Source organism: Pseudaquabacterium inlustre, assembly GCF_038066595.1.
In the GTDB taxonomy this organism is placed as follows: domain Bacteria; phylum Pseudomonadota; class Gammaproteobacteria; order Burkholderiales; family Burkholderiaceae_C; genus Pseudaquabacterium; species Pseudaquabacterium inlustre.
In genome coordinates, this window is the sequence record NZ_JBBUTH010000007.1 from 164,782 (window position 1) to 186,558 (window position 21,777).

Sequence of the window (21,777 nt, forward strand, 5' to 3'; positions counted from 1 at the left end):
GCCAGAGCAGTTCAGCTGGCACAACCAGACACTGCTCGCTTCATGCTCTTCGACGTTCTTGCCGATGCGATCTGCGTCAGCCCCCGTGCCCCATCCTGGCGGTCAACATCGTGCCTGGGCTGGTACTGCTGTCCATCCTGATCAGCGCAACCTGTGCCGGACTGGCGCTGCGGGTCTCCATGCTGAGCACCCGGCTCAGCCGCCCGCGCGACCGCTGGATCGGCCATCTGTCGGGCGGCCTGTGTCTGGGGGTCGGCACCTGGGCGATGCACTTCATCGGCACGTTGGCGTGGCACGTCTGGGTGGACAGCCGGTTCTCGCTGGGTTCGACGATCGCATCGATGCTGCCCGGCGTGGCTGGTGGGGTGGGCTTGCTACGCTGGATGCAGCATCGCCGCGACGCCATTGGCGATGCCCTGGGCGGCATGGTCTGGACGCTGTCGGTGTTGTTCTTGCACGTGGCCGGCATGGCCGCGTGGCACGTGGATGCCGCGCTGCGCATCCACCCCGAGCGTCTGCCGGTGCTGCTGCTGATCGGTGCCACCCTGCCCTGGCTGTCGCTGCGCGTCTGGCGCTGGATGAAGACGCGCGACCGCTGCCAGGGCCGCCTGGCCTGCGCACTGGGCGGTCTGGCGCTGGGAGGCAGCGCCGCTGCGCTGCATTTCGTCGCAATGTGGGCCACGGCCATCGTGGGCGTCGTCGACGCGCTGCACATGTCGCCGCCTGGCGACGAGGGCACCTGGTTGCTGTCGCTGGGCATCGGTTCGACCGTGGTCCTGTCCGCCCTGCTGGCCGTGCTGGGCATGGTGCTGATGGTTCTGCGTGAACAGTCACTGCAACTTCGCCAGTTGCAGGCTGCCTCCGACACGTTCCTGCGCACCGCAGTCGACGCCGTGCTGGTCATCGACGCCACAGGCCACATCCGCCGCGTGAACACGGCCACCGAACGCCTGTTCGGCTGGAGCGAGGCCGAGTTGTCGGGGCAGAGCCTGCACCGTCTGATGCGACAGGACGATGCGCAAGTGCACGACAGCCACATCGAGCGTCACTTGCGCACTGGCGAGAGCCGCATCGTGGGCACGGGGCGCGAGGTCGTGGGCGTGCACCGAGATGGCCATCCAATGGCCCTGCGCCTGGCGGTCGGTCGCGCCGAAGTGGACGGGGTGACCTTCTTCGTCGGATTGCTCACCGACATCCGGCTGGAGAAGGCCTTGCAGGCACAGCGCGAACACGAGCTGAATCACGACCTGCTGACCGGCCTGTTGAACCGCCGGGCGTTGTTCGATCGCCTGCCAGGCCTGCTGCAGGCGGCCAGCGCGAGTCAGCGCGAACTGGCCGTGATCTACATCGATCTGGACGGGTTCAAGGGGGTCAATGACAGCCAGGGCCACGAGGCGGGGGACAAAGTGCTCAGCACCAGCGCCGAACGCATGCGCGGGGTGGTCCGCGACGACGATCTGGTGGTGCGGCTGGGTGGCGACGAGTTCCTGATCGTCATGGGCGACCTGCCAGCCGGCGGGCAGGAAGTGCGGCGCGTGGCCGAAGCCCTGTTGCGGGTGTTGTGTCTTCCTGTCGCCTTGCCGGCAGGCCGAACGGCCCGCATCGGTGCCAGCCTGGGCATCGCCCGGTGCAGTCCAGCGACAGCCCCCACCCAGCTGGCGCAGGTGCCCGACTGGCTGATCCGGCACGGCGATGACGCCATGTACGTGGCCAAGCGTGCCGGCAAGGGGCGCTGGCACGAAGTGGCATGCCCGAATGCGTCACCCGCCATCGACGACCCCGCGCAAGAGGACAATGCGGCCCCCGCCGGCGATACGGCGACCACCTGACACGCACCCCATGAACAACCACGCAGACATCGGCCTGATCGGTCTGGGCGTGATGGGCCACAACCTGGCCTTGAACTTGGCGGAACACGGCTTCGTCGTGGCCGCCTACGATCAAAATCCCACGGCAGCCTCTCAAGCCGCCGAGGCAGCCACCGCCCGCGGCGCCGGCTCCAAGGGCACCGTGGCCGCGGCCCGGACACTGCAAGCCCTGGTGGACCAGTTGGCCGCGCCGCGCAAGATCCTGCTGATGGTGAACGCCGGCGCGCCGGTGGACGCCGTGCTCGACGGCCTGCTGCCGCTGCTGCAGCCGGGCGACATCGTCATCGACGGCGGCAACAGCCGCTTCACCGATACCGAGCGCCGCAGCGCCGCGCTGGCTGCGCGTGGCCTGCACTTCGTGGGCAGCGGCATCTCGGGCGGCGAGGAAGGCGCGCGCAAGGGCCCGGCGCTGATGCCTGGCGGCTCGCCCGAGGCCTGGGCCGCCATCCGCCCGCTGTTCGAGGCCATCGCCGCCCGCGCGCATGGCGAGCCGTGTGTGGCCCACATCGGCCCCGGCGGCGCCGGCCACTACGTGAAGATGGTGCACAACGGCATCGAGTACGCCGACATGCAGCTGATCTGCGAGGCCTATGCGCTGCTGGCCACCGCCGGGCTGGACAACGACGCGATGGCGGCCGTGTTCGCGCGCTGGAACGACGGCCCGCTGCAGAGCTACCTGATCGAGATCACCGCCAGAATCCTGGCCCAGCGCGACCCTGAGACCGGCGCCCATGTGGTCGACCTGATCCTCGACAAGGCAGGCCAGAAGGGCACCGGCCAGTGGACGCTGGTGGACGCCGCCGAGCGCGCCGTGACCGTCAGCGCCATGGGCGCAGCGGTGGATGCGCGCGTGCTGTCGTCACTGAAGGCGTCGCGCCTGGCCGCCAGCACGCAACTGGCCGGGCCGGATGGCCGCATCGCCGCCACCGATCGCGAGGCCTGGATCGCCCAGGTGCACGACGCGCTGATGGCCGCCAAGATCGTGGCCTACGCCCAGGGCTTCGACCTGATGGCCACCGCCGGGCGCGAGCGCGGCTGGGGGCTCGATCTGGCCGCCATCGCCCGGCTGTGGCGCGGCGGCTGCATCATCCGCGCGCAGTTCCTGAACCGCATCGCCGAGGCGCAATCGGGGCCAGCACCGGTGGCCAACCTGATGCTGGCGCCCTGGTTCCGCGACACGCTGGCCCAGGTGCACACGGCCTGGCGCGAGGTGCTGGCCGCCGCCATGCGTGCCGGCGTGCCGGTGCCGGCCATGAGCGCCGCGCTGGCCTACCACGACAGCTGGCGCAGCCCGCGCCTGAGCGCCAACCTGCTGCAGGCCCAGCGCGACTTCTTCGGCGCCCACACCTACGAGCGGGTGGACAAGCCCGCCGGCCAGCACTTCCACACGCACTGGCCCGAGGTTCAGGGCTGACTTCAGATGGGCATCGGCTGGCCGTCGTTCAGCCGCATCCAGCCGCGGCCGATGCGGTAGATGGCCCACACGCCCAGCACCAGCATGCCCAGCGCCCAGGTGCCGAAGCCGATCAGCACGAACATCAGCGGGCCCGACACCAGGGCCACGATCAGTGCCCACAGCGCGGCGAACCAGAAGGTGCGGATCTGCCAGGCGAAGTGCGTCTCCAGCCAGGTGCCACGCGCCTCGCCGCGTTTCACGTAGTTCAGGATCACCGCGATGATCGACGGCCAGCCGAACAGGAACGAGCCCACCACGCTGGCCGCACCGAAAGCCCCCAGGGCCAGGCCCAGCGCATGCAGGCCGTAGCTGATCTGCACGATGCGCAACAGGTCACGTTCGGAACCGACGGTCACGACGGGGGCGTTCATGGTGGCAAGCCCGGTGCGGGCCAGAAGGTGAAGGAGTCCCGATCATGCCGCGCCCGGCCAGGCGATGGTGCCCGATGCGACGCAGGCCGCCGGCCGGCCGATGGTCTGCCGCCAGGGCCGACAGCCTGCAGCCTGGCAACACCGCGACAGCCGCCCCCGCCCGGCCTGCGTAGCATGCGAGGGTGAACCACGCACCCACCCTGCCCCCCCCGGCCCTGGCCCAGCACACGGTGGCTATCGTGCAGGTGCGCAGCGTGCTGCAGGGCGCCGTGCACCAGGGCCTGGACGTGGCGCCGCTGCTGGCGCGCGCCGGCATCCCGCCCGCGCTGCTGGCCTCGCCGCTGGCGCGGGTGTCGCACACCCAGTACGCGCTGCTGCTGCGCGCACTGCGCCGCGCCACGCGCAGCGAGCTGTGGGGCCTGACGGCGCGGCCACTGCCGGTGGGCAGCTTCGGCCAGTGCGCGGCGCGCCTGGTGCACTGCGCCACGCTGGGCGAGGCGCTGCGCGCCGGCTTCGCCTTCCACCACCTGCTGATCGACGACTTCACCGCGCGGCTGCAGGTGCAGGGCGGCCCGGATGGCTTGGCCCGCGTGCAGATCGTGCGCCGCGCACCCTTCAACCCGCGGCTCGACTACGCGCAGAAGGCCTTCATGCTGTTCGGCTTCGGCCTGGCCTCGTGGCTGGTGGCGCGGCGCGTGCCGCTGGTGGCGGTGGATTACACCGAGCCGCAGGCCGGCAGCGACACCTCGCGCGTGTACCAGGCGCCCATCCGCCACGACCAGCCGCACCCCGGCTTCACCTTCGAGGCACGCTGGCTCGACCTGCCGGTGGTGCAGAACCCGCAGAGCCTGCGCGAGTTTCTGGCTCGGGCGCCCGGCAACCTGCTGATCAAGTACCGCGACCCCGGCAGCGTCACCGAGCGCATCCGCCGCCTGCTGCGCCGCCACCTGGGTGGCGAGATGCCCTCGCTGGAAGACGTGGGCGAGGCGCTGGCGATGACGCCGCAGACCCTGCGCCGCCGCCTGCGCGACGAGGGCCGCGGCTACCAGGCACTGAAGGACGACCTGCGCCGCGACGCCGCCATCGCGCTGCTGGCCCAGCCCGAGTTGCCGCTGATCGAGGTGGCCGCCCGCGTCGGCTTCTCCGAGGCCAGCACCTTCCACCGCGCGTTCAAGAAGTGGTGTGGCGTGGCGCCGGGCGAGTACCGGCACACGCGCTTGAACGGCAATTGATTCAATGAACGCCGCGCGTCTGGCCCTGCCAGTAGCGCGCCCGGATCGCCTTCTTGTCCAGCTTGCCCAGGCCGGTGACCGGCAGGGCGTCGACGAACTCGATGGCCTTGGGCGTGTGCACGGCGCCCTTCTTCTCGCGCACGAAGGCCATCAGTTCCTCGGCCGCGGCGGCCGCGCCGGCACGCAGCACCACCAGTGCGTGCACGGCCTCGCCCCACTTGGCATCGGGCACGCCGACCACGGCCGACGAGGCCACGGCCGGGTGCAGCGACAGCGCATCCTCCACCTCGCGCGGGTAGACGTTGAAGCCGCCGCTGATGATCATGTCCTTGCTGCGGTCGACGATGTAGAGGTAGCCGTCGGCATCGCACCGTGCCAGATCGCCCGTGTACAGCCAGCCGTGGCGCAGCGCCTTGGCCGTTTCGTCCGGCTTGTTCCAGTAGCCCTGCATCACGATCGGCCCGCGCACGCAGATCTCGCCCACCTCGCCCTGCGGCACCTCGCGGCCGTCGTCGTCCAGCAGCGCCACCTGGGTGCCCACGCAGGGCGTGCCGCAGCTGGCCAGGCGCTCGGGGTGGCGCAGCGGATCGTGCTCGTGCTGGTGCAGCACGCTGATGACGTTGGGCGCCTCGCTCTGCGCATACAGCTGCATGAACACCGGACCGAAGACCTGCATGCCCTCGACCAACCGCGCCGGCGACATCGGCGAGGCGCCGTAGATGATCAGTTGCAGGCTGCCCAGATCGGCCTGCTGCCGCGCGGGCGAGTCGAGCAGCACGTACACCATGGTGGGCACCAGGAAGGTGGCGGTGATGCGGTGCTGCTGCACCAAGCGGCAGAACTTGTCGGGCGCGAAGCCCTGGGTCATGGCGTAGGTACCGCCCTTCAGCAGCACCGGCATGATGATGGCGCCCGCGGCGTGGGTGATGGGTGTGAGCGCCAGGAAGCGGATCTCGCGCGGCCAGTCCCAGTCGGCCATCTCGGCCAGGATCATCGCCACGTGCACGCGGTGCGTGTGGGCCACGCCCTTGGGCCGGCCGGTGGTGCCGCCGGTGTAGACCAGCACGCACACGTCGTCGGGCGCGGCCTGCGGCGTCAGCGGGCCGGGGGTGAAGCCGGCGGCGACGGCCAGGATGTCCTCGCCCAGCGCCAGGCCGTCCTCGGCCGGGCCGAAGCTGAAGATGCGCTGCACGCCCGGCACGCGCTGCGCCAGCGTGCGCGCGCGGGTGGCAAAGCTCAGCGGATCGACGAACAGCGTGGCCACGCCCGAGTCGTCCAGGATGTAGGCGTGGTCGTCCTCCGACGAGGTGGGGTTCATCCAGGTCAGGCGCAGGCCCATCACATAGGCCGCGGCGGTGACCAGAAAGGCCTCGGGCCGGTTGGCCGACAGCGTGGCCACGGCGTCGCCACGCTTCAGCCCGCGCGCCGACAGCGCCTGCACCATCTGGCTGAGCAGCGTGCCGAACTGGCGGTAGGTCCACTGCGTGTGGTCGCTGATGAAGGCCGTGCGGTCGCCGCCCCGGCCGATGGCGCGCAGCACCAGATCACCGACGGTGCAGCCGTCGTACAGGCCGGCGGTGGCGGGGGGCGTGGGGCTGGGGGTGGACATCGCGGCGAACTTCCTGAGCGCTGGGGCGTCGCCCGGGTTGGCGACAATCACGCAAGTTACGGCGGCGCGGGCGGGTGGCAACTCGTCCGAAACGACGAATTTCAACGCCCGACACTCCAACACCTCTTCCGCGAAAGTGCTCCCCATGAAGATCCTCGTGCTCAACGGCATCAACCTGAACATGTTCGGCAAGCGCGATCCCAAGCAGTACGGCACGGCCACGCTGGCGCAGATCGACGACAGCGTGAAGGCGCTGGGCGACGAGCTGGGCGCCACGGTGGAATGCTTCCAGACCAACCACGAGGGCGAGATGGTCGAACGCATCCACGCCGCCCACACCGACGGCACGCAGGCCGTGCTGATCAATGCCGGCGCCTGGACGCACTACAGCTACGGCATCTGCGACGCGCTGGCCATCCTGAAGGCGCCGATCTTCGAGGTGCACATGTCCAACATCCATGCGCGCGAGGCCTTCCGCCACCACTCGGTGATCGCCGAGATCGCCAAGGGCCAGATCGCCGGCTTCGGCGTCGACAGCTACCTGCTGGCGCTGCGCGCGGCGGTGTCGGCGCTGCAGGCCCCCCAGGGCTGAATGAGGCACCCGGTCGCCGAGTACGGCGACCACCCGCCAAGCGGGTGCTCAGGCCGCTTGGGGCGGCCCAGCGCTGGCCTGAGTGGGGCACCCGGTCGCCGAGTACGGCGACCACCCGCCAAGCGGGTGCTCAGGCCGCTTAGGGCGGCCCGGCGCTGGCCTGAGTCCACGGCCGCCCGTCCGCCACGCACATGGCGGGCTTAGACTGCGGCATCCCCGCCGTGATGGAGTGCCGCATGCTGAAGAGGATCGCCCTGGGCCTGGTGGTTGCGGTGGCGGCGTTGCTGCTGTTTGCTCTGACCCGGCCCGACAGCTTCCGCGTCGAGCGCCGAACCGTGATCCAGGCCGAGGCGGCGCGCATCCAGCCGCTGATCGCCGACTTCCACCGCTGGGCCGACTGGTCGCCGTGGGAGAAGCTGGATCCGGCCATGCGCCGCGACTTCGGCGGCCCGGCCAGCGGCGCCGGCGCCACCTATGCCTGGCAGGGCAACAAGGACGTGGGCTCGGGCCGCATGGCGATCCGCGAGGCCACGCCGCTGCGCGTGGCCATCCAACTCGACTTCATCGAGCCCTTCGAAGGCCACAACCTCACCGAGTTCACGCTCACACCGCAGGCCGGCGGCACCGAGGTGCTGTGGGCCATGAGCGGCCCGATGCCCTATGTGAGCAAGCTGATGTCGGTGTTCGTCAGCATGGACACGCTGATCGGCAAGGACTTCGAGAAAGGCCTGGCGCAAATGAAGGCGGCGGCCGAGGCGCGCTGAACGTTCAGGCCACGAGCGGCGCGCAGCGCGCCAGATCCCGCCCCGATTCATGGGCCACGATGCCGGCCTCGAACAGCGGCACCTCGTCGGCCACGGGCTGATGGAACGGCTCTTCCGCCAACCGCCAGGAGCCAAGCAGGTCACCCATGGCCGCCTCGCCCGATGTCAGCGGTGTCCCACGGTGGATGGGTTCGGAATGCCCGGGATCGGCGCCTCATCGGTGCCCACGGTGCTGCGGGTGAAACTTTCCACCTGCTTGCGCATGGCCTCGGGGTCCTTCACCCACTGGGCGTAGAAGTCGTAGGGGCAGGCGGCCACGCCCTGGTCGCCCTCGCGGCTGTTGATCAGGCCGGTGTAGCCGCGGTGCAGCAGCTTGAACAGATGGTTCTCGCTCTGGCCATGCTTGCGGAAGTCGCGGATCAGGTGCTTGCTGAGCGCGGCGTACTGGATGCCCATCTCCTCCTCGCCGCACTCGCCCAGCGTGCGGCCATCGAAGCCGATGATGGCGCTGTGGCCGAAGTAGCTGTAGACGCCGTCGAAGCCGGCCGCGTTGGCCACTGCCACATAGGTGTTGTTGGCAAAGGCCATGGCCTTGGCCATCAGCACCTGCTGCTCCTTGGCCGGGTACATGTAGCCCTGGCAGCGTACGATCAGCTCGGCGCCCTTCATCGCGCAGTCGCGCCAGATCTCGGGGTAGTTGCCGTCGTCGCAGATGATCAGGCTGATCTTCAGGCCCTTGGGGCCTTCGGACACATAGGTGCAGTTGCCGGGGTACCAGCCCTCGATGGGCACCCAGGGCATGATCTTGCGGTACTTCTGGACGATCTCGCCCTGGTCGTTCATCAGCACCAGGGTGTTGTACGGCGCCTTGTGCGGATGCTCTTCGTGCCGCTCGCCAGTCAGCGAGAACACGCCCCACACCTTGGCCTTGCGGCAGGCCGCGGCAAAGATGGCCGTCTCGTCGCCGGGCACGGTGGCGGCGGTGTCGTACATCTCCTGCGGGTCGTACATGATGCCGTGGGTGCTGTACTCCGGAAAGATCACCAGGTCCAACCCCGGCAGGCCGATCTTCATGCCTTCGATCATGCGGGCGATGGCGCGCGCGTTGTCCAGCACCTCGGCCTTGGTGTGCAGGCGCGGCATCTTGTAATTGACGACCGCCACGCCGACGGTGTCGTGGCTGCTGGAAATGTCGCCGTGGTGCATGGACGCGCTCCTGGGATGTTGGGCTGGATGCGGTCCATTGTGGAAATCCGCCCTGGGGCGGCCCATACGTCGATTGACGTAGCGGTGCTGGTGCCTGTTGCGGGCGCGCTCAGGCGCCGTGCGCGGCCGCCTGCTGGTGCCACGGCGCCAGGGCCTGCGGTGCGTCGCAATGCGCCGCCAGCTCGTCCACCAGCACGGCATAGGCTCGCCAGTCGAGCCGGCGCAGGGCCGCGGCGCGATCGGGGTCATCGGCGGGCAGGAAGGACGCCGCGCCCAGGTCGCTGAGCAGGCAGGTGGCGCCGTCGGCATCGTCGCCATCGACCAGGATGTTGTGCGCGTACAGGTCGCCGTGGGCCAGGCCGCGCCCATGCAGATGGCCCAGTGCCGAGGCCACCGCCGCGGCGATGCCCTCGGCCCGCCGCGCACTCAAGCGCAGCCCGGGCGCATACACATCGCGGCTGCAGCTTTGCATGCTGGGCGGGCCGGCCAGCGCGCGGCACTGCGGCGGCACGCGGCGCATCACCAGGCCCAGCCGCCCCTCGGGGTGGCCATCGATCTGGCCCAGTTCGCCCACCAGATGCGGGTGCGTGCCGGCCGCGATGCTGGCCGCCATCTCGCTGGCCGGCAGACCATCGCTGGTGACCGCGCCCTTGAACAGTTTCACGGCCACCGGCTGGGCCGCGCCCTCGGCATCCAGCAGCGCGGCGTGGATGTGGCCCGAGGCCCCCTCGCCCAGCAGGCCTTGCAGTTGCAGACGCGACCAGGCGATGTGCGGCGCGCGGTCGGCCTGCGGGGCACGGGCCTCGAGCACCTGGTTGTACGGGTTGCCGCCATGGGCCAGCCAGGCCAGGCGCGGCAGGGCCAGCAGTTCATCGGGCAGCGCATCGGCCACGCGGGCGAACTCGTTGGCCGACAGGCGGATCAGTTCCAGGTTCTGCAGCGCGGCCAGCCCGGGCGGCAGGCGCATGAGCCGGTTGCCGGCCAGCATCAGCTTCTGCAGGCGGGTGCAGCGCGTCAGCGTGGCCGGCAGTTCGGCGATGCGGTTGTCGGTGAGGATCAGCCAGCGCAGCGTGGGCGCCAATGCCTCGGCCGGCACCTGCTCGATCTGGTTGGCCTTGAAGCCCAGTGTGTCCAGCGCCGGCAGCCGGCCCAGCACCGGCGGCAGATGCGTGAAGCGGTTGTTCGATGCAAACAGGGTGTGCAACCGGGTGCAGGCGGCCAGGCCCCCGGGCAGATCGGTGAGCGCGTTGCCAGAGACATCCAGCACCTGCAGCGTGCCGGCCAGGGCCAGCACTTCGAGCGGCAGTGTGGTCAGGCCGCAGTGGCGCAGGTCGAGGTGGGTGGCGCCGGTCAACGTGCCGTCATGCAGGCGCGCCAGTGTCTCGGTGGCAACAGGCGGTGCGGTCGGAGGCGGCATCGGAAATGGCTTTGGCGGTGGCAATCAGAGCGACCACCGCATTGTCGGCGGCCCGACGCCCCGTCCGCGCACCCCGTCTGCCGCAATGCACCCGGCCGGGTTCAGCCGCCGTAGCCGGCCCGGTAGCCGTTCATGTAGTTCACATCGGTCAACCGGTCGGGCTCGGGGCTGGCCGGCAAACCGGCTTGCCGGTCTTCCACACCATGCGCCTTGCCCAGAAACCAGGCCTCGCGCGCCGCCGCACCCGCCTTGCGACCCAGGTGGTACGAGGTCTCGTAAAGCACGAAGTCGGGCCATCGGCCATCGTCAAAGCCGTCCTGGAAACCCTGACGTTCAATGTCCTCCGGCCGGATGCCGTGTGGACGCACCCAGCTCACCGCGGCGGCGGGATAGGCCTTCAGGATGATCTCGCGGTTGCGCACCACCGATTCGCGGGCACGCTTCACCTCATCGTCATGCCGCTTGCGGTCTTCGATGTCCTTGTCGGGAACGCCCGAGGTCAGCGCGTCGCCACCCCCATCGGCATAGTGAAAGACGAAGTCGCTGGCCTTCACCTGGGCCAGGTCGAGCTTGATCTCGCCAAAACTGGAAAAGCTGGCCCCGTGGTTGGATGTGATGTCGCCCGGCGTGGAGCGCAACGAGAAGAACTTGCCCACGCCCTTGCGGCCGTGCACAAAGCCGTACATGGCCGGCGACACGCTGGTCACGCGCGAGAAGGTCTGCAGGTAGCTCAGGTCGAGCTTTTCCTTGATGCGCTTGCGCTTCTTGCCGAAGCCGCCGGTGAAGTGCATGCCGCTTTGCGACTGGGCCCGCTGCGACTCTTTGCTGAACAGGGGCTTGACCAAGCCGCCACGCTCGATCTGCCCGATCTCCAGCGGCGTGATGCCGCGGTAGGCATGGCGGCGCAGCATGCGGCCGTCAACCTGGATGTACTCGCTGCCGGCCTTCAGGCCCGTCTTGGCGGTGGGGTCGAACTTGCGGTACACGTCATGCACCACGGCCTTGGCCTTGCTGGCGCTCTTGGCGTAGGCAGCGTTGCCCTTGACGATGCGTGCCAGCCGTGGCGCCGGACCTGATTTGACTTCTGGCGCAGCCTTGGCGCGAATGGCGCCGTCGCCGTCCACTTCGAAAAGCCCGGTGCCGACGATGCGCTGCTTCAACACACCGGCATCCATCTCGGCGGCACGCAGGGCGGTGGCGAAAACAGTCTGCTGGCCGATGTCGTCCTCATGGCCCTTGAACGCGTCCTTGGCCTGGCCCTTGGTGTCGCGGATCTCCTGCCTGTAGGTCTTGAAGATGCCAATCAGCGTCGGCAGCAAGGGCTCGGCGTCCGTCACCGAGTCCTCGATGCGCAGGCTGACCTTGGTGCCGCCCACGCACTGCGCCACCCTGGGCAGGTTGCCAATCCGGGCAGGCAGCGCGAATCCCTGGCGGCCTGACTGGCCGCCGCCACCCAGCGCCGCCTGACCCATGGCATCGGCTTCCCGCTCCAACGCGGGATCGTCGTTGACAGCCGTGCCGCCGGCGTGCTGCCGCGTGGCCGCCACCCGCCCCTGCGCCTGTTGCACCACATGCCAAGCCTCGTGCGGCAGATGCCGCTCCTGCCCGGGCGCCAGATGGATGTCGCGCCCCTCGGCAAAGGCCAGGGCGCCGATGCGCTCGGGCTGCGCCGAGTCGCGGTGCACCCGCACATCGTCCATCGGCAGGCCCGACAGGTGCTCGATGCCGGCCTGCAGGCCCGGGGACAGCGGGGCGCCACCGCCGGGCCGCGCCTGGCGAGCGCGCTGCGCCGTCTGGCGCTGGCCAGCGTCGGCGGCGGGCAGGCCGCGGCACTGGGTCACCTCGCTGGCGGGTGCGGGCCGGGCCGCCGGGGCCGGCCGGGTACTGCGCGGATGCATGTGCGACATCGCGTCGAGCCTTTCGTGGTGCGGCACACCCAGGGTGGGCGGCAGGTGAGCATGCCGCGAGTCGCCGGCCGGCCAGCGACCTCAGATTAGGGGCGGCCCGCCATCCCGGAAACCGGTGCCGGGCACACCCCTGGCGCAAGGGACAATCCGCCCGATGCAGTGGGCAGGGGAATTCGACGGATCGGCGCGCCAGGCGGGATCGGGCGCAGGCGATCCGGGCACTCCGGGCGATCTCGGCGTGCCGCCCCCCGGCCCATCCGAAGGGCTGCCAGACGAGCCGGATGCATCGGCAGCGCAAGAGGCGGCCGAAATCGCCGACCGGGACGCAGACCTGGACGCCAATCTCGACGCCGATGGCGATGCGGAGCCGGTGCTCCCCCCCGATGTGCCGCCGCCCGACATCGACTCGCCGCCGCAGCGCCAGCAGCGGCAACGCCGGCTGGCGCTGGCGCTGGCCGGCTCACTGCTGCTGCACCTGCCGCTGCTGAGCCTGACCGATACGGGCGACGAACCCGGCCTGCCCAGCCTGAGCCTGCCCTGGCAACCGCGGCGCCTGCTGGTGGAGCAACTGCGGGTGCGCCTGATGCCCGCCACGGAGGCGGCCGATCCGCGCAAGACCGACCCGGTCGACGCGGTCGACGCTGCATCGGCCCGCACTGAGCCGCCGCCGAACCGCCAGGATGCCGCCCAGGCAGAAGCCGCAGCGGGGGATGCCGCGCCGCTGGCGGCCATGACCGCGCCGCCCAGCCCGGCCGGCGACGCGACTGCAGCGGTCCATGCGCCGCCACCCGGCGCAGCGGCCGCGACAACATCTGCGCCGGCCACGGGCGCCACCCGCCCGGCACCGTCGGCCGAGGCGCGGTCCGCCGACGCCAGCCCACCCGCTACCGCCGCCGTTGCGGCCGAGGCGCATGCGCCAGCCGCGGTGGCCGAGCCTGCGGCGGTGGTGCTGGCCGTTCCTGCGCCGCAGAGCGCGGCCCTGCCCGTGGTGGCGGCCGCGTCGGCGCCGTCCAACAGCGCGTCGGCAGCGATGGCGCTGGAGCGCGCCGCTGCACTGGCCCGCGAGCAGGCGGCCGAGGCCGAGCGCAAGGAAGCGGCCCGGCAGGAGGCCATTCGCCAGGAAGCCCTGCGGCTGGAGGCCCAGCGACAGGCAGCGCAAGCCGAGGCGGCGCGTGTCGAAGCGGCACGTGCGGCGGAGGCCGCGCGCGTGGCAGCCGCCCGCCTGGAGGCCGAACGTCAGGCGGCTCTGCGCGAAGCCGAGCGCCAGGCCGCCGCACAACGCGAGGCCGCAGCCCGCGAACTGGCCGCACGTGAGGCCGCTGCACGAGAGACAGCGGCGCGCGAATTGGCTGCGCGCGAAGCGGCGGCCCGCGACGATGCGGCGCGCAAGGAAGCCGCCCGGCAAGAGGCCCTGCGCGCCGAGGCCGCGCGCATCGAGCTGGCACGTCAGGAGGCTGCGCGGCAGGAAGCGGCACGACAGGCCGCCGCCCGCGCCGAGGCCGCCAGCCAGGAAGCCGCGAAACTGGCGGCCGCACGTGCCGAGGCAGCGCGGCAGGAAGCCCTGCGTCTGAGCGCCGAGCGCGAAGCCGCGGCCCGCGCCGAAGCCGCCCGCCTGACCGCCCAGCGCGCCGAGGCCGATCGGCTGGAAGCCCTGCGCCAGGAAGCCGCGCGCCAGGAACAGGCCCGCCGCGAGGCTGAGCGGCAACTGGCACTGAAGCGCGAGGCTGATCGGCAGGAAGCCGCGAGACAAGACGCTGCCCGGCAGGAAGCTGCGCGGCTGGAGGCCGCACGCATTGAGGCCGCGCGACAGGAAGCTGCGCGGATCGAGGCCGCCCGGGCCGAAGCCGCGCGCGCGGAGGCGGCGCGACGAGAGGCCGAACGGCAAGCCGCCGCCAGGCAGTTGGCCGAGCGCCAACTTGCGGAGCGGCAAGAGGCCGAGCGGCGCGAAGCCGAGCGACAGGAGGCAGCCCGGCAGGACGCCACCCGGCAAGAAGCCGCGCGTCAGGAAGCAGCCCGCCAGGAAACCGCCCGCCAGGCCGCTGCCAAACAAGCCGCCGCACGCGCCGAAGCAGCGGCTGAAGAGGCCAAGCGCGAAGAGCGCCTGAAGGCCATCGGCCGCCAGCTCAACGAGGAAGCCGCACGCCGCGAGGCCGCGGCCCGCGCCAATGCCAGCAGCGTACGCGACCCTTCCGCCAGCCCACTGCGCCGCGGTCGCCTGTTCGGCCGTGCCGACCCGAACGCCGAACTGGCCGTGTACGGCGAGACCTGGGCGCGCAGGTTCCAGCTGGGTGAGGCCTTTGACGCCCGGCTGCGCGAGCTGGTGCGCCAACCGCACCAGGACCCGATGGTCACCGTGGCCATGCGTGCCGACGGCACGGTGGAGTCGATCGCCTTCGTGCGCAGCAGCGGTCTGCCAGCACTTGACGACGCCATCCGCCGGCTGATCGAGGGCCTGGCGCCCTACCCGCCCTTCCAGCCGGCGCTGGCGCGCGACTACGACGTGGTGGAGATCCGCCGCACCTGGTACTTCGACACGGCGATCCGGCTGTATTGAACCGGCCGCCGGCCACGGTTCAGTGGCTGATCATCCACGGCCGTTTGGACGGGAAGGCCTTGGCGCCGTTGGCCGCCGTCACCGTGCTCTTGCTGCGGCCGGTGCTGCAGCAGCCGCAACCGGCCGGGTGGCGCAGGCGCTGGTAGTCGCGGCTGCTGCCGGGTTCGTGGCGCGCGCGCTCGTTGGTGGCGATGGCGCTGCGCACGCTGCCGTCCAGCAGGGCCAGGCGCGGCGCACTGGCGAACACGCGCGGCGACGAAGCACCGCAGTCGGGGCAGGTGGCAGGGTCGTTGCGCTGGGCCAGGGTGCGGAAGGCGTCGAAGCCGCCGCATTCGGCACAGGCGTAGTCGTAGGTGGGCATGCGGCGGGCTCCTTCGCGTTCGATCAGGCGGGGATCTGGGGATGGTCAGAGGTCAGGCGACAGCGGCATCTGGATGCTGCCGTCCAGGTGCTTCACCGGGCCGGCGGCCGTCGGGTTGATGTCGAAGTCGAAGATCTGCGTGGGCAGCCACAGCGTGGCGCAGGCGTTGGGCACGTCCACCACGCCGCTGATGTGGCCCTGCACCGGCGCCGTGCCCAGGATGCTGTAAGCCTGGGCGCCCGAGTAGCCGAACTTCTTCAGGTACTCGATGGCGTTCAGGCAGGCCTGGCGGTAGGCGGTGTTGACATCGAGGTAGAGCTGCTTGCCCTGCTCGTCCACGCTGATGCCTTCGAAGATCAGGTAGTCGTTGTAGGTGGGCGTGATCGGGCTGGGCTTGAAGATCGGGTTCTTGATGCCGTACTTGGCCATGCCGCCCTTGATCAGCGTGACCTTCATGTGCACCCAGCCGGCCATCTCGATGGCGCCGCAGAAGGTGATCTCGCCATCGCCCTGGCTGAAGTGCAGGTCGCCCACGCTCAGGCCCGCGCCCTCCACGTACACCGGGAAGAACACCTTGGCGCCGCGCGACAGGTCCTTGATGTCGCAGTTGCCGCCATGCTCGCGCGGCGGCACGGTGCGCGCGCCCTCGGCCGCAGCCTTGGCCTTGGCGTCACCGGTCAGCTTGCCCATGTGGGCCGTGCCGGCAAACGGCGGATTGGCCAGGCTGCCGGTGGGGTTGGTGTCGATCAGCGCCTGCTCGCGGCTGTTCCACATCTCCAGCATCTTGCGGTCGGGCAGGCAGCCGATCAGGCCCGGGTGGATCAGGCCGGCATAGCGCACGCCGGGTACGTGGCGGCTCTTGGTGAACATGCCCTCGATGTCCCAGATGGACTTCTGCGCCTGCGGGAAGTGCTCGGTGAGGAAGCCGCCGCCGTTCTTCTTGCTGAAAAAGCCGTTGAAGCCCCACAGCGAGTCGTCCTTGGCGCCGATGTCCAGCAGTTCCACCACCAGCAGGTCACCCGGCTCGGCGCCCTTCACGCCCACCGGGCCGGTGAGGTAGTGCACCGTGCTCAGGTCGATGTCGCGCACATCGTCGGCAGAGTCGTTGTTCTTGATGAAGCCGCCGGTCCAGTCGTAGGTTTCCAGGATGAAGTCGTCGCCCGGGTTCACCCAGGTGGCCATCGGGATGTCCGGGTGCCAGCGGTTGTGCACGTTCTCGTTGGTGGTGGGCGACTGGTTCAGATCGACGGAAATCAGGGTCTCGGCCATGGTGCCTCTCCTCAAGCGGTTGGGGGTCAGACGGAAAAGGGGTCAGACAGACAGATAGCTCTTGATGCGGGCGACATCGGTGTCGGCGCGGGCGGTCTCGTGCACCAGGCGTCCGCCCTCGATGACGAACAGCCGGTCGGCCACATCCATCGCAAAGCTCAGCACCTGCTCGCTCACCACGATGGTGATGTCGCGCATCTTGCGGATCTCGTTCAGCGCCTTGGCGATGTCCTTGATGATCGAGGGCTGGATGCCTTCGGTGGGTTCGTCCAGCAGCAGCACCTTGGGCTCGGTGACCAGCGCGCGTGCGATGGCCAGCTGCTGCTGCTGCCCGCCGGACAGGTTGCCGCCCTTGCGCCGGCGCATGTCCCACAGCACCGGGAACAGCGCATAGATCTCGTCGGGGATGCGCCGGGTCTTGCTGTTCTCCAGGCCGGTCTGGATGTTCTCTTCCACGCTCAGCGTCGGGAAGATCATACGGCCCTGCGGCACATAGGCGATGCCCTTGGCCACGCGGCGAAAGCTCTCGTCCTTGCTGATCTCGGCGCCGGCCACCGTCACCGAGCCGCTGCGCGTGGGCAGCACGCCCATCAGGCTCTTGAACAGCGTGGTCTTGCCCATGCCGTTGCGGCCCATGATGGCCACGGTTTCCTTGCTCGCGGCATCGAAGGAGATGCCGTGCAGCGCCTCGCTCTGGCCGTAGGCGACGAACAGGTCTTTCACGCTCAGCATGTGAGTGGCTCCTTGAATGGCCGAGTCAATGGCCCAGATACACGTCAATGACCTTGGGGTCGTTCTGCACCTTGTCCATCGAACCTTCGGCGAGGATCTTTCCCTGGTGCATCACGGTCACCTTGTGGGCGATCTGCTTGACGAAGTCCATGTCGTGCTCGATGACGATCACGGCGCGGTTGGTGCAGATGCGCTGCAGCAGCTCGGCGGTCATCTCGCGCTCACGCGCGCTCATGCCGGCGATGGGCTCGTCCAGCAGCAGCAGCTCGGGGTCCTGCATCAGCAGCATGCCGATCTCCAGCCACTGCTTCTGGCCGTGGCTGAGCAGGCCGGCCTCGGTGTCGAGCTTGTCGGCGAGGTGGATCTCCTCGGCCACCACCTGCACGCGGGCCTTCACCTCCTCGGTGCACTTGAAGCCGAGTGCGCCGAACACCGAGCGGCCCTTGGGGTACGAGACCTCCAGGTTCTGGAACACGCTGAGGTTTTCGTAGATCGACGGCGTCTGGAACTTGCGGCCGATGCCCAGCCGCACGCGCTGGAACTCGGCCAGCGCGGTCAGCTCGGTGTTCTTGAACTTGATGCTGCCGCCGCTGGCCTTGGTCTTGCCGCAGATCAGGTCCAGCAGCGTGGTCTTGCCGGCGCCGTTGGGGCCGATGATCACGCGCAGCTCGTTCTTGTCGATGTACAGCGTCAGCGCGTCGATGGCCTTGAAGCCGTCGAACGAGACGGTGAGGTCTTCCACCGCGAGGGCGAAGTCGGTGTTGCTCATGGCAGGCTCCGGTTGCGGTCAGGTTTGGCTCAGGCCTGGTGCGCGGCGGCGCCGGGCGGCAGGGCGGGGGCAGCCGGGGCGGCGGCGGGTGCGGCGCTGGCAGCGACCACCGGCGCGGCCGGGGCCTTGGCCGCAGGCGCCTTTCGCCGCTGCCACCAGGGCATCACATGGCTCTCCCACAGCCCGGCCAGGCCCATCGGGAAGGCCATGGTCACGCCGATGAACAGGCCAGCCATCAGGAACAGCCACAAGTCGGGGAAGCTCTCGGAGAAGTAGGTCTTGCCCGCATTCACCAGCAGCGTGCCGTACACCGCGCCCACCAGGCTCATGCGGCCACCCACCGCGGCAAAGATCACCATCTCGATGCTGGGCACGATGCCCACGAAGCTGGGCGACATGAAGCCCACCTGCAGCGTGAACAGCGCACCGCCGATGCCCGACAGCGCAGCCGCCAGGCAGAAGGTGAAGACGCGGAAGTTGGCCACGTCGTAGCCCGAGAAGCGCACGCGGTCTTCCTTGTCGCGCATGGCCACCAGCAGGGTGCCGGCCTTGCCGGTCTGGATCCAGCGGCACAGCACGATGCTGCCCAGCAGCAGCGCCACGCACAGGTAGTACAGGATGTACTTGGCGCCGTCGGTGCGGGTGTCCCAGCCCAGCACGGTCTTCAGGTCGGTCATGCCGTTGACGCCGCCGGTGTAGCCCTGCTGGCCGATGATCAGCACCGTGAGGATCAGCGCCACCGCCTGGGTGATGATGGCGAAGTACACGCCGCCCACGCGGCGCTTGAACATCGCGAAGCTGACGATCCAGGCCAGCAGCGTGGGCACCAGCACCACGGCCGCCAGCGCGAAGGGCAGGCTCTTGAACGGCACCCAGAACGCCGGCAGCGCGGTGAGCTGGTTCCAGTCCATGAAGTCGGGGATGCCGGGCGTGCTCTGGATCTTGGTGGTGATGGGGTCGCTGGCCTCCAGCTTCAGGAACATGGCCATGGCATAGCCGCCCAGGCCGAAGAACACGCCCTGGCCCAGGCTCAGCACGCCGCCGTAGCCCCACACCATCACCAGGCCGATGGCCACGAAGGCGTAGCTGAGGTACTTGCCCACCAGGTTCAGGCGGAAGATGGGCAGCAGCGCGGGCAGCACCACCGCCAGCAGCACCGCCAGCACCAGCAGGCTGGCCAGCTGGTAGCGCTTGATCAACTCTTTCAAAGCATTCATGGGTTGGGGCTCCAGCTTGCGGATGTCGGGGAATTCAGCGACGCACCTTCGAGGCGAACAGGCCCTGCGGGCGGATCATCAGGATCAGCACGATCAGCGACAGCGTCAGCACCTTGGCCATCGAGCCGGCCATGAAGAACTCGCTGATCGACTGGGTCTGCGCGATGCCGAAGGCCGAGACCACGGTGCCCAGCAGGCTGGCCGCACCGCCGAAGGTGACCACCAGGAACGAATCGACGATGTAGAGCGAGCCCGAGGTGGGGCCGGTGGAGCCGATGGTGGTGAAGGCCGCACCGGCCATGCCGGCGATGCCGCAGCCGATGGCGAAGGTCAGGCGGTCGGTCTTCTTGGTGTCGATGCCGATGGCGTTGGCCATCTGGCGGTTGCTGACCGTGGCGCGCACCCGCAGGCCCCAGCGGCTCTTGGCCAGCGCGATCAGCACGCCGATGGTGGTGAAGGCGGTCAGGCACAGCACGAACAGGCCGTTGATCGGGATGTCCAGGCCCGGCGCCGGCGCCCACGAGCCCAGCAGCCACTCGGGCAGCGTGGGGCTCACTTCCTTGGGGCCGATGAAGCTGCGGAAGCACTGCTGCAGGGCCAGGCTCACCCCCCAGGTGGCCAGCAGCGTGTCCAGCGGCCGCTTGTACAGGTGGCGGATCAGCGCCCACTCCACCATCCAGCCGGCCGCGAAGGCGAAGCCGAAGGCGCAGACGATGGCGATCGGAAAGTAGTAGGGCAGCCAGTGCGGTGCGTACTGGCCGGCCAGGTGCGAGCCCATGTAGATGGTGTAAGCGCCGATGGTCATGAACTCGCCATGCGCCATGTTGATCACGCCCATCTGGCCGAAGATGATGGCCAGGCCCAGGCCCATCAGCAGCAGCACCGCGAACAGGCTCAGGCCCGCGAAGCCCTGCATCAGGCCGATGTTCAGCATTTCGGAAAACGTCATACGCAAACCTCACGCAGGCCACAAGACAAACCCAGCGCACGCCGTGGATCCGGCTTCGCCGGTCCACTGGCGTGGCCCCCTTGAGGGGGAGCGGCCTTGGCCGCTACGGGGGTGGGCTTACTGGTAGCCCTTCGGGAACGGGTCGGGCTTGATCAGCTCCGGGCTCTCCGACACCACCTTGAACGTGGCATCCGGCATGCCCATGGCGATGCGCGACTTGCTCCACAGGTGGTGGTTCTTGTCCAGCTTCACGTAGCCCTCGGGCGCGGTCTTCAGCTCGATGCCGGTCTCGCTGGCGGCCACCACCTTGTCGATGTCGAAGCTGCCGGCCTTCTCCACCGCAGCCTTCCACAGCCAGGGGCCGAGGTAGCCGGCCTGGGTCACGTCGCCGATCACCGCATCCTTGCCGTACTTGCCCTTGAAGGCCGCGACAAACGCCTTGTTGTTGGCGTTGTCCAGGCTCTGGAAGTACTTCATCGACGAGTAGAAGCCCTGGAAGTTCTCGCCACCCACGCCGGTCATCTCGTCTTCCGTCACCGACAGCGTCAGCAGCAGCTGCTTGTCGCCGGTGATGCCGGCCGCCTTCAGCGCCTTGTAGAAGGCCACGTTCGAGCCGCCCACCACGGCGGTGAAGATGCAGTCGGGCTTCTGCACCTTGATCTTGTTCATCAGGCTGCCGAAGTTGGTGCTGCCCAGCGGGTAGTACTCCTCGCCGACGACCTTGCCCTTCTGGAAGTTCTCGATGTGCTTGCGCGCGATCTTCATCGAGGTGCGCGGCCAGATGTAGTCGCTGCCGATCAGGAAGAAGGTCTTGGCCTTCTTCTCCTTCTGCGCCCAGTCCAGGCCGTACAGGATCTGCTGCGTGGCCTCCTGGCCGGTGTAGATCACGTTCTTGCTCTGCTCCAGGCCTTCATAGAAGGTGGGGTAGTACAGCAGGCCGTTCTCCTTCTCGAACACCGGCAGCACGGCCTTGCGCGAGGCGCTGGTCCAGCAGCCGAACACGGCCGCCACGCGGTCGTTGACGAGCAGCTTCTTGCTCTTCTCGGCGAAGGTGGGCCAGTCGCTGGCGCCGTCTTCCTTGATGACCTTGATCCTGCGGCCCAGGATGCCGCCCATGGCGTTGATCTGGTCGATGGCCAGCTGCTCGGCCTGGATCGAGCCGGTCTCGCTGATGGCCATGGTGCCGGTGGCCGAGTGCAGCTGGCCCACGATCACCTCGGTGTCGGTGACGGCCAGCTTGGTGGTGTTGACTTGCGCGGTGGGCAGATTGGCGGCACGGCCCAGCAGCGGCAGGCCGGCCAGCGGCAGCGCGGCGGCGCCCTGCAGCAGTTTGCGGCGTTGGGCCGACTTCAGATCTTCTTCACGTTGCGACACGGTGGCTTCTCCTGACGGTGGACAAACAGGGGCGCCGGGCACCATCACAGGGCATGGGGCGGGTTCGGCGGCATGGGCGCAACGGTAGGTTCCGACCTGCGTATCCCGAATACGTCATTCAACGCAGTGC

Annotated in this window: 19 protein-coding genes; 6 read left to right on the plus strand and 13 right to left on the minus strand. The window is 69.4% G+C overall.

Features of this window, described 5'->3' with window-relative positions; genetic code table 11:
- Positions 1-110 precede the first annotated feature (110 nt).
- Together AACH10_RS12420 and gndA are read left to right on the plus strand one after the other, a co-directional pair.
- Positions 111-1,829, plus strand: a complete 1,719-nt coding sequence (locus AACH10_RS12420) for a sensor domain-containing diguanylate cyclase (protein WP_341410736.1) — start codon at positions 111-113, stop codon at positions 1,827-1,829.
- Between the two features lie 10 nt (positions 1,830-1,839).
- The gene (gene gndA / locus AACH10_RS12425; protein ID WP_341410737.1) at positions 1,840-3,282 is read left to right on the plus strand and encodes an NADP-dependent phosphogluconate dehydrogenase; all 1,443 of its coding nucleotides are present in this window, start codon (positions 1,840-1,842) and stop codon (positions 3,280-3,282) included.
- A gap of 2 nt (positions 3,283-3,284) precedes the next feature.
- On the opposite strand, the gene AACH10_RS12430 is transcribed toward gndA, so the two are convergent.
- Positions 3,285-3,695 carry a DUF4870 family protein gene (locus AACH10_RS12430; RefSeq protein ID WP_341410738.1) on the minus strand — a complete coding sequence of 137 codons (411 nt, stop codon included), beginning with the start codon at positions 3,693-3,695 and terminating at the stop codon, positions 3,285-3,287.
- A gap of 182 nt (positions 3,696-3,877) precedes the next feature.
- Between AACH10_RS12430 and AACH10_RS12435 the strand changes: the two genes are divergently transcribed.
- Positions 3,878-4,927, plus strand: coding sequence for an AraC family transcriptional regulator (locus AACH10_RS12435; RefSeq protein WP_341410739.1), 1,050 nt, complete (start codon positions 3,878-3,880; stop codon positions 4,925-4,927).
- 1 nt (position 4,928) lies between these two features.
- Here AACH10_RS12435 and AACH10_RS12440 read toward each other — a convergent pair whose 3' ends face one another.
- Entirely contained in the window at positions 4,929-6,536 is a 1,608-nt protein-coding gene (locus AACH10_RS12440) for an AMP-binding protein (protein ID WP_341410740.1), read from the minus strand.
- Positions 6,537-6,681: 145 nt separating this feature from the next.
- On the opposite strand from AACH10_RS12440, the gene aroQ reads away from it, so the two are divergent.
- Both aroQ and AACH10_RS12450 read left to right on the plus strand, forming a co-directional pair.
- Positions 6,682-7,128, plus strand: coding sequence for a type II 3-dehydroquinate dehydratase (gene aroQ, locus AACH10_RS12445; protein WP_341410741.1), 447 nt, complete (start codon positions 6,682-6,684; stop codon positions 7,126-7,128).
- 236 nt (positions 7,129-7,364) lie between these two features.
- Positions 7,365-7,892, plus strand: a complete 528-nt coding sequence (locus tag AACH10_RS12450) for an SRPBCC family protein (protein WP_341410742.1) — start codon at positions 7,365-7,367, stop codon at positions 7,890-7,892.
- A gap of 4 nt (positions 7,893-7,896) precedes the next feature.
- Here AACH10_RS12450 and AACH10_RS12455 read toward each other — a convergent pair whose 3' ends face one another.
- The 4 genes from AACH10_RS12455 to AACH10_RS12470 form a co-directional block, all read right to left on the minus strand.
- On the minus strand, positions 7,897-8,040 hold the full coding sequence (locus AACH10_RS12455; RefSeq protein ID WP_341410743.1) for a hypothetical protein: 144 nt from the start codon (positions 8,038-8,040) through the stop codon (positions 7,897-7,899).
- 17 nt (positions 8,041-8,057) lie between these two features.
- A complete protein-coding gene (locus AACH10_RS12460) occupies positions 8,058-9,098 on the minus strand; it encodes an aliphatic amidase (RefSeq protein ID WP_341410744.1) in 1,041 nt (346 codons plus the stop codon).
- Between the two features lie 109 nt (positions 9,099-9,207).
- Positions 9,208-10,515 (minus strand): leucine-rich repeat-containing protein kinase family protein, encoded by a 1,308-nt coding sequence (locus AACH10_RS12465; protein ID WP_341410745.1) that lies wholly within the window; start codon positions 10,513-10,515, stop codon positions 9,208-9,210.
- Between the two features lie 101 nt (positions 10,516-10,616).
- Complete coding sequence (locus tag AACH10_RS12470; RefSeq protein ID WP_341410746.1) at positions 10,617-12,422, minus strand: eCIS core domain-containing protein; 1,806 nt, start codon at positions 12,420-12,422, stop codon at positions 10,617-10,619.
- Between the two features lie 115 nt (positions 12,423-12,537).
- Between AACH10_RS12470 and AACH10_RS12475 the strand changes: the two genes are divergently transcribed.
- Complete coding sequence (locus AACH10_RS12475; protein WP_341410747.1) at positions 12,538-14,976, plus strand: TonB C-terminal domain-containing protein; 2,439 nt, start codon at positions 12,538-12,540, stop codon at positions 14,974-14,976.
- Positions 14,977-14,995: 19 nt separating this feature from the next.
- On the opposite strand, the gene AACH10_RS12480 is transcribed toward AACH10_RS12475, so the two are convergent.
- The 7 genes from AACH10_RS12480 to urtA all read right to left on the minus strand — a co-directional run bounded on the left by AACH10_RS12480 (position 14,996) and on the right by urtA (position 21,647).
- Complete coding sequence (locus AACH10_RS12480; protein ID WP_341410748.1) at positions 14,996-15,337, minus strand: FmdB family zinc ribbon protein; 342 nt, start codon at positions 15,335-15,337, stop codon at positions 14,996-14,998.
- 45 nt (positions 15,338-15,382) lie between these two features.
- A complete protein-coding gene (gene fmdA / locus AACH10_RS12485) occupies positions 15,383-16,606 on the minus strand; it encodes a formamidase (RefSeq protein WP_341410749.1) in 1,224 nt (407 codons plus the stop codon).
- Between the two features lie 42 nt (positions 16,607-16,648).
- Positions 16,649-17,338 (minus strand): urea ABC transporter ATP-binding subunit UrtE, encoded by a 690-nt coding sequence (gene urtE, locus AACH10_RS12490; protein ID WP_341410750.1) that lies wholly within the window; start codon positions 17,336-17,338, stop codon positions 16,649-16,651.
- A 25-nt stretch (positions 17,339-17,363) separates the two neighbouring features.
- Complete coding sequence (gene urtD / locus AACH10_RS12495) at positions 17,364-18,107, minus strand: urea ABC transporter ATP-binding protein UrtD (RefSeq protein WP_341410751.1); 744 nt, start codon at positions 18,105-18,107, stop codon at positions 17,364-17,366.
- A gap of 29 nt (positions 18,108-18,136) precedes the next feature.
- Positions 18,137-19,324, minus strand: a complete 1,188-nt coding sequence (gene urtC, locus AACH10_RS12500) for an urea ABC transporter permease subunit UrtC (protein WP_341410752.1) — start codon at positions 19,322-19,324, stop codon at positions 18,137-18,139.
- Between the two features lie 34 nt (positions 19,325-19,358).
- Entirely contained in the window at positions 19,359-20,273 is a 915-nt protein-coding gene (urtB, locus tag AACH10_RS12505; RefSeq protein WP_341410753.1) for an urea ABC transporter permease subunit UrtB, read from the minus strand.
- A gap of 117 nt (positions 20,274-20,390) precedes the next feature.
- Positions 20,391-21,647 (minus strand): urea ABC transporter substrate-binding protein, encoded by a 1,257-nt coding sequence (gene urtA, locus AACH10_RS12510; protein ID WP_341410754.1) that lies wholly within the window; start codon positions 21,645-21,647, stop codon positions 20,391-20,393.
- Between the last annotated feature and the right edge of the window lie 130 nt (positions 21,648-21,777).